Origin of the sequence: Flavobacterium sp. (genome assembly GCF_046155325.1) — a bacterium.
In the GTDB taxonomy this organism is placed as follows: domain Bacteria; phylum Bacteroidota; class Bacteroidia; order Flavobacteriales; family Flavobacteriaceae; genus Flavobacterium.
Window position 1 is genome coordinate 13,892 of record NZ_JBJXDQ010000114.1, and the last position, 15,488, is coordinate 29,379.

15 protein-coding genes are annotated in these 15,488 nt (G+C 32.1%); 6 read left to right on the forward strand and 9 right to left on the reverse strand.

Annotation, left to right across the window (positions count from 1 at the left end; translation table 11 throughout):
• Positions 1–35: 35 nt before the first annotated feature.
• Positions 36–887 (reverse strand): transketolase, encoded by an 852-nt coding sequence (locus ACKVOD_RS07850; RefSeq protein WP_409208918.1) that lies wholly within the window; start codon positions 885–887, stop codon positions 36–38.
• A 133-nt stretch (positions 888–1,020) separates the two neighbouring features.
• Positions 1,021–1,773, reverse strand: coding sequence for a methyltransferase family protein (locus ACKVOD_RS07855; RefSeq protein WP_409208919.1), 753 nt, complete (start codon positions 1,771–1,773; stop codon positions 1,021–1,023).
• A 242-nt stretch (positions 1,774–2,015) separates the two neighbouring features.
• Here ACKVOD_RS07855 and tgt point away from each other — a divergent pair, with 242 nt between their 5' ends.
• The 6 genes from tgt to ACKVOD_RS07885 all read left to right on the forward strand — a co-directional run bounded on the left by tgt (position 2,016) and on the right by ACKVOD_RS07885 (position 9,290).
• A complete protein-coding gene (gene tgt, locus ACKVOD_RS07860; RefSeq protein WP_409208920.1) occupies positions 2,016–3,146 on the forward strand; it encodes a tRNA guanosine(34) transglycosylase Tgt in 1,131 nt (376 codons plus the stop codon).
• Between the two features lie 81 nt (positions 3,147–3,227).
• Positions 3,228–4,313, forward strand: a complete 1,086-nt coding sequence (locus ACKVOD_RS07865) for an LptF/LptG family permease (RefSeq protein ID WP_409208921.1) — start codon at positions 3,228–3,230, stop codon at positions 4,311–4,313.
• Complete coding sequence (locus ACKVOD_RS07870) at positions 4,300–5,184, forward strand: DMT family transporter (RefSeq protein ID WP_409208922.1); 885 nt, start codon at positions 4,300–4,302, stop codon at positions 5,182–5,184. The genes ACKVOD_RS07865 and ACKVOD_RS07870 overlap by 14 nt, the downstream gene beginning before the upstream one ends.
• A 117-nt stretch (positions 5,185–5,301) precedes the next feature.
• Entirely contained in the window at positions 5,302–6,255 is a 954-nt protein-coding gene (locus tag ACKVOD_RS07875) for an acetyl-CoA carboxylase carboxyltransferase subunit alpha (RefSeq protein WP_409208923.1), read from the forward strand.
• A 141-nt stretch (positions 6,256–6,396) separates the two neighbouring features.
• Entirely contained in the window at positions 6,397–7,941 is a 1,545-nt protein-coding gene (gene dnaB / locus ACKVOD_RS07880) for a replicative DNA helicase (protein WP_409208924.1), read from the forward strand.
• A gap of 86 nt (positions 7,942–8,027) precedes the next feature.
• Positions 8,028–9,290 carry an asparagine synthetase B gene (locus tag ACKVOD_RS07885; RefSeq protein WP_409208925.1) on the forward strand — a complete coding sequence of 421 codons (1,263 nt, stop codon included), beginning with the start codon at positions 8,028–8,030 and terminating at the stop codon, positions 9,288–9,290.
• 1,071 nt (positions 9,291–10,361) lie between these two features.
• Here ACKVOD_RS07885 and ACKVOD_RS07890 read toward each other — a convergent pair.
• From ACKVOD_RS07890 to ACKVOD_RS07920, 7 genes are all read right to left on the reverse strand, one after another.
• The gene (locus ACKVOD_RS07890; protein WP_409208926.1) at positions 10,362–10,532 is read right to left on the reverse strand and encodes a KTSC domain-containing protein; all 171 of its coding nucleotides are present in this window, start codon (positions 10,530–10,532) and stop codon (positions 10,362–10,364) included.
• 219 nt (positions 10,533–10,751) lie between these two features.
• On the reverse strand, positions 10,752–11,420 hold the full coding sequence (locus ACKVOD_RS07895; protein WP_409208927.1) for a response regulator: 669 nt from the start codon (positions 11,418–11,420) through the stop codon (positions 10,752–10,754).
• A gap of 11 nt (positions 11,421–11,431) precedes the next feature.
• A complete protein-coding gene (locus ACKVOD_RS07900; RefSeq protein ID WP_409208928.1) occupies positions 11,432–13,165 on the reverse strand; it encodes an ATP-binding protein in 1,734 nt (577 codons plus the stop codon).
• A 170-nt stretch (positions 13,166–13,335) separates the two neighbouring features.
• Complete coding sequence (rplT, locus tag ACKVOD_RS07905; RefSeq protein ID WP_116724643.1) at positions 13,336–13,680, reverse strand: 50S ribosomal protein L20; 345 nt, start codon at positions 13,678–13,680, stop codon at positions 13,336–13,338.
• A gap of 147 nt (positions 13,681–13,827) precedes the next feature.
• Positions 13,828–14,025, reverse strand: a complete 198-nt coding sequence (gene rpmI, locus ACKVOD_RS07910) for a 50S ribosomal protein L35 (RefSeq protein ID WP_143392054.1) — start codon at positions 14,023–14,025, stop codon at positions 13,828–13,830.
• A 130-nt stretch (positions 14,026–14,155) separates the two neighbouring features.
• Complete coding sequence (infC, locus tag ACKVOD_RS07915; protein ID WP_409208930.1) at positions 14,156–14,713, reverse strand: translation initiation factor IF-3; 558 nt, start codon at positions 14,711–14,713, stop codon at positions 14,156–14,158.
• Between the two features lie 16 nt (positions 14,714–14,729).
• The coding region (locus tag ACKVOD_RS07920) for a His/Gly/Thr/Pro-type tRNA ligase C-terminal domain-containing protein (protein WP_409208929.1) at positions 14,730–15,488 on the reverse strand (759 nt) is incomplete at its 5' end.

A 15,488-nucleotide genomic window follows, 5' to 3' on the forward strand; every position in this document is an offset into this window, starting at 1 on the left:
ATCTGAAATCTGCAATCTAAAATCTGCAATCTGATTTAGTAGTCGCTTTCGCCTTCTGTATAGTTTTGACCTAAAGCATTTTCGAGTTGAGCATCGTTAGGTGCTTTACCGTGCCAAGCGTGACTGTACATCATATAATCTACTCCATTACCCATCTCAGTATGCAACAAAACACAAACTGGTTTTCCTTTCCCGGTTCTTGATTTGGCATCCGTCATTCCGGCGATAATTGCCTCGATGTTGTTTCCTTCCTTGATTTCAAGAACATCCCAGTCGAAAGCTTCAAATTTGGCACGAATACTTCCCATATATAAAACTTCGTCTGTTGTTCCGTCAATCTGTTTCCCGTTCAAATCGATAGTGGCAATTAAATTGTCTACCTTTTTGGCGGAAGCATACATAATGGCTTCCCAGTTTTGACCTTCCTGCAATTCACCATCGCCGTGCAAAGTGTAAATAAGGTGGTTATCACCGTTCAACTTTTTGGCTTGAGCGGCACCAATTCCCACAGATAATCCTTGGCCAAGTGAACCCGAAGCAATTCGTACTCCTGGTAAACCGTCATGATTTGTTGGGTGACCTTGCAATCTGGAATTGATTAGGCGAAAAGTGGCTAATTCCGAAACTGGAAAATAGCCACTTCGTGCAAGTACGCTATAGAAAACAGGCGAAATATGACCGTTAGAAAGGAAGAATAAATCTTCACCAATTCCGTCCATATCAAAACCTGGTTTTCTATCCATTAAGTTTTGGTACAAGGCGACCATAAATTCGGTGCAACCAAGAGAGCCTCCAGGATGTCCTGAATTTACGGCGTGAACCATACGAAGAATATCTCTTCTAACTTGGATAGTTAAATCCTTTAATTGTTGTGTGTTAGGCTTCATTTTGTGTGTTAAATTTAAACTGCTGCAAATGTAATTTTTTATTTTGACTTTTGACAAATGATTTTTGGAATACTTATAAGGGTTTTTTAATAAAAATATTACACTATTTGAAAATTTTAAACCCCCTTGTTTTTTAATCACCCATGCCGTTAAGTAATGTGGTTTTCTTTTTTAAAAATCGCATTACTAGGTTGAATACTAATAAAAAAACTGCCGTTACGATGATAAAGTAATTGTAATTGTTTTGGTTTTGAATTAAGTGACCTGAGATATCAAAAATTGAAAAAATGATAAAAATACCTGCGATTCCATTTATTTCTTTTTTAATAATTTTAATCCAACTAAAAGGAAGTTCGGGCTTTTTGTATTTTTTGAAACTGGGTACAAATGCAGGTAAGGTTTGAGCCCAATCGGTATAAATAGCGCTAAATTTTCTTCTAAGAAATTGTTCCTCTGCAAACATGATTCTTTCATAATATATCCAATAGAAAAAACAAAAAGCTATCAAAAACCAAAAATTAGCAGTTAATAATGCGGGTCCCATCCACATGAAGAAGTTTCCTAAATATAATGGATGCCTTACTACAGAATAACTCCCTGAAGTGTTAAGGGTATCAGCAATTTGTTCGTTTCTGTTTCTCCCAGAAGTATTTTTGGGAGTGTGACCGACAGTATAAATTCGAATACTTAAACCCAAAAGACTCACCAGAAGACAAAAAAGTTCGTAATAAATTTCATATGGGGTTTCTTCAAGACAAAAAATTTCGGGATTTATTTTGGTTTGAAAGTATAGAATAGCGCCAATTAATAAAACTATCGTGGGAAGTTTCCCTCGATATTTAAAAAGCCAAATTCCTTGTTGTTCTAATTCTTCTTGTAGAGCCATAATGATTTTTAAATTTTTCAAATATAGATAAACCCAGTTGAATTATGGATTAAATTTTAAATTTGAAAAAAATGTTATTTTAATTAATACTAATGATTTTTATTTTGGAAATGGTCAATTATTTCAGCATCAAAATTAAGATTAAGCTTAGGAATATTGATTTTCTGTATTTGTGAAATTATATCTAAAATATTAATTCCTAAATTCTAAATCAATTATCTTTGCGGACTGAAAAACAAAATATGACCTTTGATTTACTAAAGACAGATCCTGAAACAAAAGCAAGAGCTGGAACAATTACTACTGATCACGGCACGATAGAAACACCAATTTTTATGCCTGTAGGTACAGTAGCTTCTGTAAAAGGAGTACATCAAAGAGAATTGAAAAATGATATTAATCCTGATATTATTCTTGGTAACACCTATCATTTGTATTTGCGTCCACAAACTGAAATTCTAGAAAAAGCCGGTGGCCTGCATAAGTTCATGAATTGGGATCGTAATATATTAACAGATTCTGGAGGTTATCAAGTGTATTCACTTTCGGCCAATAGAAAAATTAAGGAAGAAGGAGTTAAATTTAAATCACATATTGACGGATCCTATCATTTTTTTACACCCGAGAATGTAATGGAAATTCAAAGGACTATTGGGGCTGATATTATTATGGCTTTTGATGAATGTACTCCCTATCCATGTGATTATAGATATGCGCAACGATCCATGCACATGACGCATAGATGGTTAGATCGTTGTATAAATCATTTAGATAAACTACCCTTCAAATATGGGTATGAGCAAACATTTTTCCCTATAATTCAAGGTAGTACTTACAAAGATTTAAGACAACAATCTGCTGAGTATATTGCGAATTCAGGACAACAAGGTAATGCAATTGGTGGACTTTCGGTTGGAGAACCTGCTGAAGAAATGTATGCTATGACCGAAGTGGTTTGTGAGATTCTGCCAGAAGATAAACCTCGTTATTTAATGGGTGTAGGAACTCCAATTAATATTTTAGAGAATATAGCGTTGGGTATTGATATGTTCGATTGTGTAATGCCAACTCGTAACGCCAGAAACGGAATGTTGTTTACAGCCAATGGTACCATTAATATTAAAAATAAAAAATGGGAGGATGATTTTTCTCAACTTGATGAAATGGGACATACTTTTGTAGACACCGAATATACCAAGGCTTATTTACGTCATTTGTTTGCAGCTAATGAATATTTAGGAAAGCAAATTGCAACAATACACAATTTAGGGTTTTATATGTGGTTGGTTCGTGAAGCTAGAAAACATATATTAGCCGGTGATTTTAGAACTTGGAAAGATATGATGGTTCGAAACATGAGCCAGAGATTATAATGTAGGATGAAGGAAGTTAGAAGCGGGAAGTAGCAAAGTTTTTTTTGGACTCTCCACTCTCCACTCCCAACTTTAAATAAAATGAACATAATAGACAAATACATTTTAAAAAAATACTTATCCACTTTTGGGGTAATGTTATTGTTATTTGCTCCTATTGGAATTATTATAGATGTTTCAGAAAAAATAAATTTCATGTTGGAACATGAAATACCCTTTGTTGATATTGCGATTTATTATTATCATTTCACAATTTATTTCACCAATTTATTATTTCCAATATTCTTGTTTTTATCTGTTATTTGGTTTACTTCAAAATTGGCTAATAATACCGAAATCATTGCTATTTTAAGTTCAGGAATTTCTTTTACCCGGTTTTTAAGACCTTTTTTGATTGGAGCTTCGATAGTTTCAGTTATTATTTTATTAATGGGATTTTATATAGTTCCAAAATCAAGTGAAGGATTCAATAACTTTCGATATACCTATCTAAAAACTGGAGGAAAAGAGTCAATGAGAGGCGAGGATTCAGACGTTTATCGACAGATAAGTGAAAACGAATTTATTTATGTAAGTAGTTTTAATAACTTCTCTAAAACGGCTTTTAACTTCAGTTTTGAGAAGTTTAAAAATGGTCAATTAGAGTATAAAATTGCTGCGGATAGAATAAAATGGAATCCTAAAGACAGCACTTACACAATGTTTAATTATACCAAAAGAACAGTTGGAGAATTAAATGATAAAATTGAAAAGGCAGAAGAGAAAAAGGCAGTATTTAAATTTGATTTAGAAGATTTAACACCTGTAGTCTATATTGCTGAGACATTGAATTTAGGTGAATTATATCAGTTTATTGCAAAAGAAAGAAGTCGGGGTTCTTCTAATATCAACGTTTATTTAGTGGTTTTATTTAAAAAATATAGTATTCCAATATCGGCATTTATATTAACCATTATTGCTGTTGCAGTTTCGTCTATGAAGCGAAGAGGAGGGATGGGGTTTAGTTTAGCCATAGGAATAGCGATTGCTTTTGCCTTTGTTTTTTTTGACAAAATATTTGGAACGCTTGCAGAAAAGTCTAGTATTTCGCCACTATTAGCAGTTTGGTTTCCTAATATTGTCTTTGGATTATTAGCTGCTTATTTATTACGTAATGCAAAACGATAATTTAAAAGCCTACCTCAAACTTCATTTGATAGTTTTTATTTGGGGATTCACTGCCATTTTGGGAGCATTAATTTCTATCAATTCAGAAATTTTAGTCTGGTATCGATTATTATTAGCTAGTGGCTTTATTTTTTTTTCAATATTTTTTAGAAAGAAATCTTTAAAAATTAAAATTAAATTTTTATTCCAATTGATTTTCGTTGGGTTATTAATAGCCTTACATTGGATATTTTTTTTCAAGGCAATTAAAACTTCTAATATTTCAATTACGTTGTCTATATTTTCGTTAGGTGCCTTTATCACATCTTTATTAGAGCCTCTTTTTTATAATCGAAAAGTGCTTTGGTACGAAGTTTTTTTTGGTGTGCTCATAATGGCATCACTAGCATTTGTTTTACATGTTGAAATCAATTATTTCGAAGGTGTTATTTATGCTTTAATTTCAATCATTTTAGGGGTGCTATTTACATTGATTAACGGAAAATTGATTGAAAAACAAGATTCTTCTGTTATTACTTTATATGAGTTTTTGTCAGGGGTGGGATTTATATCAATTTATTTTTTAATGCAATCTGAAATTACTTTTGCACAGTTTAGTTTATCTTTCTATGATTTTAGTCTATTGCTAATTCTAGCATCGGTTTGTACAGCCTATGCCTTTACAGCTTCTGTAAAACTGATGGATAAATTAACGCCCTATACAGTAATGTTAACAACTAGTCTTGAACCTGTATATGGTATTGTACTAGCCTATTTTATAATTGGAGAAAAAGAGAAAATGAGTATTGAGTTTTATATTGGAGCAATTATTATTCTTATTACGGTTATTCTAAATGGTATTTTAAAACAGTATTATAGTACTAAGAAATAACACAAATCAATTTATATCTAGTCTCTAAAAATTTACATTTAGTTAGCAAACGGCAATTATCCTAATTTTTAAATTTATATTTGCATTTCAAATCAATAAAACAAAAACCGAAAATTCATGGAATATTTAGATTTTGAGCTTCCAATAAAAGAACTAGAAGATCAGTTAGATAAATGTGTTGTTATTGGACAAGAATCCAATGTTGATATGACTACCACATGTAAACAAATCAACAAAAAATTAGAAGAAACAAAAAAACAAATCTATAAAAACCTAACTGCTTGGCAACGAGTTCAGTTGTCGAGGCATCCCAATAGACCATATACCTTAGACCATATTCATGCACTTTGTGGTGATACCTTTTTGGAGCTTCACGGTGATAGAGGTTTTAAAGACGACAAAGCGATGATAGGAGGTTTAGGTAAGATTGATGGACAGTCATTTATGATTATTGGACAACAAAAAGGCTATAATACCAAAACACGCCAGTATAGAAATTTTGGTATGGCAAATCCCGAAGGTTATAGAAAAGCTTTGCGTTTAATGAAAATGGCTGAGAAATTTGGAGTTCCAGTTTTGTCATTAATAGATACTCCTGGAGCTTTTCCAGGAATTGAAGCAGAAGAGCGCGGTCAAGGAGAAGCCATTGCAAGAAATATATTTGAAATGATTCGTTTAAAAGTACCTATCATTGTTGTTATTGTTGGTGAAGGTGCATCTGGTGGTGCCTTAGGTATTGGAGTAGGTGATAGGGTATATATGATGGAAAATACTTGGTATTCTGTAATTTCACCAGAATCATGTTCTTCAATTTTATGGAAAAGTTGGGATTACAAAGAGCAAGCGGCCGAAGCGTTGAAACTTACGTCTTCAGACATGAAAAGACAAAAATTAGTAGATGATATTATCCCAGAACCATTAGGAGGAGCTCATTTTGATAGAGAAAATGCTTTTAAAACTGTAGAGCAATATGTAATCAAAGCTTACAATGAACTAAAAGACTTATCAACACAAGATTTGATTGCTCAAAGAATGGATAAATACAGTAACATGGGAGAGTTTAAAGAGTAATATCTTACAAAAAAAAACAATAATCCGAAGCCTTACTGCTTCGGATTTTTTTTGGGTTATTAACAAAAAAAAGATAGTTTTAAACAAATTTTTGTAACAACTCTCTAGTTTATTTTTTTAATTTTTCACTACTTTCGTAAGATGGAAAATATCAGGAATATAAGCCCTATTAAAATAGATAAAACAACCATTATCAACCTCGAAAAAGGGAAATTACCTCCACAAGTTATCGATCTTGAAGAGGCTGTGCTTGGTGCTATGATGATTGACAAAAAAGGGGTAGATGAGGTAATTGATATTTTGCAACCGGATGCTTTTTATAAAGAAGCTCATAAATATATTTTTGAGGCTATTGTTGAGCTCTTTACCGATACCCAACCTATTGACTTATTAACCGTTTCGGCTCAGTTACGAAAAAATGCAAAATTAGACCTAGCAGGAGGGGATTTTTATCTAATTCAACTCACCCAAAAAATTGCATCTTCTGCCCATATCGAATTTCACTCTAGAATAATTCTTCAAAAATATATTCAACGTAGTCTGATTCGTATATCTTCCGATATTATTGAAGAATCCTATGATGAAACTACCGATGTTTTTGATTTATTGGACAAAGCCGAATCCAAGCTATATGAAGTTACCCAAGGAAATATAAAACGGAGTTCCGAAACAGCTCAAAGTTTGGTGCTACAGGCCAAAAAAAGAATCGAAGAAATTGCGAAACAAGAAGGATTAAGTGGTATCGCAACCGGATTTGAGAAATTAGATAAAATAACTTCGGGTTGGCAACCTAGTGATTTAATAATTATTGCAGCTAGACCGGGTATGGGAAAGACTGCATTTGTACTTTCGATGGCAAGAAATATTGCAATTGACTTTGGAAAACCCGTAGCTTTATTTTCTTTAGAAATGTCTTCGGTTCAGTTGATTACAAGATTAATTTCGTCTGAAACTGGTTTGTCTTCAGAAAAGTTAAGAACCGGAAAACTTGAAAAACACGAGTGGGAGCAATTAAGTATTAAAGTTAAAAACCTAGAAAAAGCCCCTCTTTTTATAGATGACTCCCCTTCGCTTTCTATCTTTGATTTAAGAGCTAAGGCAAGACGATTAGCATCTCAACATGGAATAAAATTAATCATAGTTGATTATTTGCAATTAATGACAGCTGGTGGAAACGGTGGTAAAGGTGGTGGAAACAGAGAACAAGAAATTTCAACCATTTCAAGAAATCTAAAAGCATTGGCAAAAGAGCTTAGTATTCCTGTAATTGCCTTATCACAATTATCTCGTGCCGTAGAAACTCGAGGTTCTAGCAAAAGACCTTTGTTGTCTGACCTTCGTGAATCGGGTGCTATTGAACAGGATGCCGATATTGTATCCTTCATTTATAGACCTGAATATTATAAAATTGATGAATGGGACGACGAAGACCAATCGCCAACCGCTGGTCAAGCCGAATTTATTATTGCTAAACACAGAAATGGTTCTCTTGATAGCATTAGATTAAAATTTATTGGAAATCTAGGTAAATTTGATAATCTTGAAGATTATAGTGGTAGTTATGATGATTTACCATCTAAGATGAATCATGATGACAATCCATTTCAAACTAAAAATCTTCCTTCACCCAACGAAGCTTTTGGCAGTAATTTGAATGAGGCTGAAGATTATGACATGCCGTTTTAATTATATTTTAAAATTCGCTTTTCAGCGAATTTTTTTTAGTCCATTGAAATAATAAAAACTACTATCTTTGAAATAAAATCATCAAAATGCCATTAAAAAAGTTATTCCTTGTTTTTATAATTTTATTTTCATTTTCAACTAAAGCGTCTTTTATTTTGCTGCCTATGGATGAAACCACGCAGCAAAATCACCTTAAAGCATACGGAATAACCTATTGGTGTATTGAAAATAAATTCAAAGCCAGTTGGTTACTCAATTACCGTGGCGGATCATTTTTGTTTCCTGATGCTCCCGAAATTCGTAAAGAATGTCAAATTCGAGGCGTGAGTTTTGAAGTTTTAAGTGATAGCGAAACGAATCAAATTTTGGAAGAAATTTCAAGTCCTTCTCAAAATATGGAGACGGTCATTCTCGAAAAAGCACCCAAAATTGCTGTTTATACTCCCAAAGGTAAACAGCCTTGGGATGATGCTGTAACCTTGGTTTTAACCTATTCCGAAATTCCTTTTACACCCATTTATGATGAGGAAGTTTTAAGTGACCAATTATTACTTTATGATTGGTTGCATTTGCATCATGAGGATTTTACAGGTCAGTATGGAAAATTTTATGGATCTAATAGAAACTCACCATGGTATATGGATCAAAAGAAAGATTCAGAAGCCTTAGCAGTAAAATTAGGGTATAAAAAAGTTTCTGAAGAGAAAGGTGCAGTTGCCAAAAAAATTAGGGATTTTGTTATTGGAGGTGGATTTATGTTTGCCATGTGTTCGGCAACGGATAGTTTTGATATTGCCTTAGCAGCCGATGGGGTAGATATTTGTGAGACCATGTTTGATGGCGATGCCAGTGAGGGAAATTTTCAATCAAAAGTAAATTATAATAGTTCATTTGCATTTAAAGATTTTATATTAGATCGAAAACCAGAACATTATGAATTTTCGGATATAGACATGACCGAAAAACGAAAAATTCCAATGGAAAAAGATTATTTCACCTTAATGGAATTTTCAGCAAAATGGGATCCAATTCCGAGTATGCTTTGTCAAAATCATACCCAATTGGTAAAAGGATTTATGGGTCAAACTACAGCTTTTGATGCTTCTTTAATTAAGACTAACGTTTTAGTAATGGGTACATGTGAACTCAACGGAGAAGCACGATATATACATGGCGAAAAAGGCAAAGGAATGTTCACTTTTTATGGAGGTCATGATCCCGAAGATTATCAGCATCGAGTAGGAGATGCAGCTACGATTTTAGATTTACATGCTAATTCGCCAGGCTATAGATTAATATTAAATAATGTGTTGTTTCCTGCAGCGAGGAAGAAAAAACAAAAAACGTAGTTTTGTATCAACTAAAATTTAACCCAAATAGGAATATTATCCGAAATTTTTATTGCTTCATTTAAGGAATTAAAATTTTTGTAAAAACGAATAATTCCAGTATTTCGAACTTTGGTTTTTGAGATATTATAAAAAATATTATCAAATTCAGAAGCAAGACATTGACCATTTTTACATTTTTTATTCAAAGATGTTTTCTGATTTATTAAAATAGATTTGATACTCTTTAAGATTCTGTAAAACACCTGAATTCTTGTTTTTCAATATAAATATCTTGCTCGACTATTTCTATTCATGGCTTTTTTTCAAGCTCTTTTATAAAGGCATACATCTTTAAATAAATTACCGTTAATACTATTGCTCCGATACAAATAAATATATACTCTCTTAGTCCAACACTCCCTTTAATTAGGATTAGAGTGGTAAATACTCCAGCTGCTATTACGCATAGCCAGGTTTTTTTCCTTAAACACCTTGCTTTTGTTAGTTTTTTTTCTTTCATCATTATTTCAGGGCTCGTCAAGTCTATTTTAAAATTTCATATAATAAATATCCTATTATAGCGTAACCGATAAGAATTAATAAACATGAATTTGATTTTGAAGATTCAGTTGAGTGACTATAATACCCACCCTGCAGCATGCCATTTCTATGGGAATGTCTTTTGTAACCATTTTTTTGTTTCTCAGTTTTGATACCCCTAGACATATGAGGTTTAATGTTTTCAAACTCTGAATCATTATCTTTTTTGCTTTTATTTAGAAAAAAAAATTTCATTGTTTTTCGGAATATTTTTCTGTTAAATTTTTTTTATGGAGATAAGCATTTTAATAGTTTTTTTACCTGCTCAATCGCATTTTTGTTGAAGGCAAATAGTCTAAAAACTTCCTATTCATAAAATTTGGTATTTATTTACAACCTTCTTCATGCATTTAGTAGCCTCCATAACGATTGGGAAAGCTTTTGATATAAAATAGTTTCATTTTTTATATTTTGAACTAATTGTTTATTTATGTTACCAATTTTTATTTACTTCCCTTATTATAGGAATAGCTTTTTTGAGAAGAACAACTAGTAAACATTATAATGATATTTACAATACACACTCTCAAAATAATGAGTTTTAATTTCTGAAGTTTTCATAAGCGCAACAAATTCATTTAAAGGCACACCAAAATAGTGATGAATAGCTTGTAGCTTAAATTCTATTTCGAGTACTTCGTTTATTTCATCGTAACCCACTTAAACTATGTTGCGTTCATTTACTGGGTATCGCTTCATGTCTGTTTTCTTTCAATTTTTTCAAATATAAAACTAATAAAAAGCTATTTCTTACGGGCAACCGTAAAGAGCAAAAAAAAAATAAAAAAAAGGAAATAATTTTTAAAAAACTCAAAAAAATAAATTTACAATCTGTATTTTGTAACTTGCTATGTGCAATCTACCACCTGTAATCTAAAATTACACCAAACCTAAATCTTTTGCAATGGCTATAAGATGTACGTTATTATTAGCTTTGAAGTATGTTTTAAGCTTATTGACACGTTTTTCGAGACTCGAGCTGCCGTTAGGAGTGATTCCTTTAGTTTTAAATTCTGAAGCAATTTCTACCATCATTAACCCCTTGGATATTAATTTCAAGAGTTCAATATCGTATGCTTCAATTTCCAGAAGTGATTTTTTGCTTAATACATGGGATAATTCGGTAGAAAGCATCTTTGTGTTAACGTTGTAAATACCTTGAATAGCTTTTTGAAGTTCTGGAATACTGTTTCTTCCTTTGGATATATATGCATTGATACCATAATCACTAAAAAGGGATTTTATCTTGAATGACTTGTCTTCGATCGAAAAAACTACAATTTTTATATCCGGTTGCACTATTTTTATGGCCGCTATCAATTCTTCGCCTGAGTTTAATTTATTTTCGCGAAAATCATTTTTGAATGATAAATCACAAATTAATAAGTCAAAAGGCTTTTCATTTAAGAGCGCTTTTTGGATTTTTAAATAGGCTTCGTCACAATATTTAGCCAAGAGAATTTCAGGAATCGAGAGTTCTTTTACTGCGTTTATCATTGTGGTACTAACACTGTCAAAATCTTCGACCACTAATGCTTTATTAAACATAATACTATTTTTTAAAGAGGTATTACAATATTGGATTTGAATCCTTTGTTGGGTTCGGATTCAAAAGTAATATTTCCTTTAACGTCAAGAATACGGTTTCTCACATTTTGGAGTCCATTTCCTTGAATTATTTTTTCTAATGGCGCTCCGGCCCCGTTATCACTGTAATTTATTTCTAAATTATTTTTATTTTTTTTAAAAATTATCATAACTAAACTACAATTACTGTGTTTTTTCATATTGATTAGCAGTTCCTGTAACACACGGTACACTATTATTTTTTTGACGTAGTCTAACGATTTCCAATCAATTTGTTCTAAGCCGTTTGTTAAAATGTTAACAGTAGCGGAATTAAATCCGGATATTAATTCTTTGATTTCGGTTTCAAATTCTGTTTCTTTGAGAATAGGACTATTTTCTCGGGAAATGTTTCGGGTAAGTGAATATATGGTGTCTAAATTTGATAGTAATATTTCTTTGTTTTGAGGGGAAGATAAATCCTGTGATTCGGCAAAATTCATTGTTTTAAACACGTCATTGGCCACTTCATCATGTAGTTTTTTTGAAATTCGATTTTCGGTATCTATGGAGGTTTGTATTTTTTCCTTTTTCCTTTTACAATTTAAAAAATTAATGATCAATAAGGTGATTATTATAGCCGTAGTCATTAAACAGAATAGCATTATGATTCTGTTTTTTTGGTGTTCTAACTGAATCTCGCTTTTGGCTTTTTCTATTTTAAGTGTATTATTTTCTTCTCTCTCTTGCTTGAAATCGTATTTCATTTTGGCAAACTGATTTTTGGCGATTTGCCTAGCTCTAGTAATACTGTCGTTGATTCGGATGTAGTCTAAAGCATATTTTTTGGATTGATTTCCAGTGTTGACTTCTATTAATAATTTCAAACTTTTCAATCGATCATCAATCATTTTAACTTGAGTTGCTTTTTTATAGGCTATTTCTGCATAGTTTTTAGATAAGACGGTATTAGTTTTTTGGTAATATTCTGAAAGATTAATATAATTTGTGATAAGAAGTCTATCGTTTTTTAGTTGTTTATTTAATTTTAATGATTGCAATAAGTAATGAAGGGCTTTCGAATTGCCTAATTTAAAATAGGAGTATCCTAAATTATCGAGAATTACGGCATAATCATCTTTATTGGTGATAATATTTTTTTTTAAGGTTAGAGGCAATAAAATTTGTATGGCTTTCCTGTAATCTTTCAAACCCATATATATTATGGAAATATTGTTTTTTGCACACGCTTGTAGTTCTAAATCATCTTTTTTTAAATATAATATTTTTGTGAAATAATAAAGAGCATTTTTGTAGTCAAATTTTAATACAGCATTATTTCCAAGCACATTATAAACATTCCATGTTCCGTAAGGATATTTATTACTGTTTTTCAAATACGGTAAAGCTTCTATAGCGGTAGCCTCAGAACTATTATAATCCCCTAGATCTATTTCAACGTCTGCCATCCATGTAAACGAATGGAGTATTCTAGAAGTGTCTTTTGCAACAATAGCTAAATTTTTGGCTTTATTAAAATAATAGTAGGCACTATCATATTTTCCTTCATCAAAACCATTATATCCAAGATCAATAAGACGATTTATTTCAGTTAAATCCGTTTTCTTTTTGGGAACGGTTTGCTGTTTTTTTTCGCAAGATTGTAGCGCTAAAAGCATCGATAACAGGAGACTAAAAATAAGTATATGTAAATTTTTACATGCCATTCGGCCAAATTACATAAATATATGAATAGAAAGGTATTCTTAATGTTTTTTTTTTTAAATACAATATGCCCAATTTTTTTGAAGGTATGATAAAAACAAAAAACCCAATTCGCCGTGGCTAATTGGGTTTCTATATAAGTAAGTAATCTTAAATTGGGTTGATAAAACGTTTATTTTACTTTATTAAGTATTGCTTTAAAAGCTACTGGGTGATTCATTGCTAAATCGGCAAGAACTTTACGGTTCAATTCGATGTTGTTTTTTTTGATTTTTCCCATTAGTTGTGAATAAGACATTCCTTCCAATCTAGCTCCAGCGTTGATACGTTGAATCCATAAAGCACGGAAATTTCTTTTGTTCACTTTTCTATCACGGTAAGCGTAGCACATTGCTTTCTCTACCGCATTTTTAGCAACTGTCCAAACGTTTTTACGACGACCAAAGAAACCTTTGGCTTGCTTCATTATTTTTTTTCTTCGTGCTCTTTTAGCAACTGAATTTACCGATCTTGGCATAATTTTTACTTTTTTTTTGTAGCTGGCGTCCCGAATTTAATCAAGGGAACTTAAAGGCCATACTCCAAGGTTATTTTAAATTGTTTTTAACCTAAAGAATTCTTTTGCAATATGCTTTAAGCTTTATGCCTAAAGCCTATAGCTTTTTTAGATAATTCTTAATTGTTGTTTGATGCTTTTCATATCTGTTTTGTGAACTAGCGCTGAGTGTGTCAAAGCTAATTTACGTTTTTTAGATTTTTTAGTCAAAATATGACTTTTAAAAGCATGCTTTCTTTTAATCTTCCCAGTACCAGTAACTTTAAATCGTTTCTTGGCGCTAGATTTGGTTTTCATTTTAGGCATTTTTTCCTAGTGTTTTAATTTATTCTTACTTACTTATTTTTAAAAAGCGTTAAGCTTTAGGCTTTAGGCATTAAGCAAAGCTATTATTAACTCGGCTTATTGCTTTTAGCTTATTGCTTATTGCAAATATTTATTTTTTCTTCTTCGGAGCAATAAACATAATCATTCTCTTTCCTTCGAGAACGGGCATGGCTTCTACTTTTCCAAATTCTTCTAGATCGGTAGCCAATCTTAATAACAAGATTTGACCTTGATCTTTATAGATGATCGAACGTCCTTTAAAGAAAACAAACGCTTTCAATTTTGAACCTTCTTTCAGGAATTTTTCAGCATTTTTTCTTTTAAAATCATAATCGTGTTCGTCAGTTTGAGGACCAAAACGAATTTCTTTCACTACAATTTGGGTAGATTTTGCTTTAAGCTCTTTCTCACGTTTCTTTTGCATGTAGACGAACTTTTTATAGTCCATTATTTTGCAAACAGGTGGCTCTGCATTTGGCGAAATCTCGACAAGGTCTAATTCGAATTCATCTGCTAAGCGTAACGCTTCTGAAAGTTTAAAAACTCCTGGCTCGATATTTTCACCCACAAGTCTTACTTCTTGCACACCACGAATAAGGTTGTTTATTCTATGGGCATCTTTTTTCTCTACTCGAGGTTGATAACCTCTATTGCTTCTTATTGCTATGACTTTATATTTTAAGTTAAACTGTAAATACTTTTAATGTTTTGCCTATTTCTTCGTTTACAATTGCAGCAAATTCCTCAATTGTTACGCTAACATTGCCTTTTCCTTCTTGTCCGTGACGACGTATGGATATAGTTCCGTTTTTCTCTTCTTCCTCGCCTACAATCAACATAAACGGGGTTTTCTGCATCTCTGCATCTCTAATTTTCCTGCCGATTGACTCATTTCTGTTGTCAATAAGGGCGCGAATTTCGTGATTTTCCAGCAGATTTAAAACTTTTTTCGCATATATTTCATATTTATCGCTCAAACACAAAATTATTGCCTGTTCTGGCATCAACCAAAGTGGGAATTTTCCAGCAGTATGTTCTATCAAAATAGCTATAAAACGTTCCATAGACCCAAAAGGTGCTCGGTGAATCATAACCGGTGTGTGCAATTGATCGTCAGAACCTTTGTAGGTCAATTCGAAACGCTCGGGTAAGTTGTAATCTACCTGAATAGTTCCTAATTGCCATTGTCTTCCAAGAGCATCTTTTACCATGAAATCTAATTTTGGACCATAAAAAGCGGCTTCGCCATAAGCAACAACGGTTTTTAATCCTTTGTCAGCTGCAGCATTGATTATCGCATTTTCTGCTTTTTCCCAATTTTCATCTGAACCAATATATTTCTCCCTGTTTTCTTGATCACGTAACGAAATCTGTGCCGTAAAATTTTCGAATCCTAATGAACCAAAAACATACAAAACCAAGTCAATCACGTTTTTGAATTC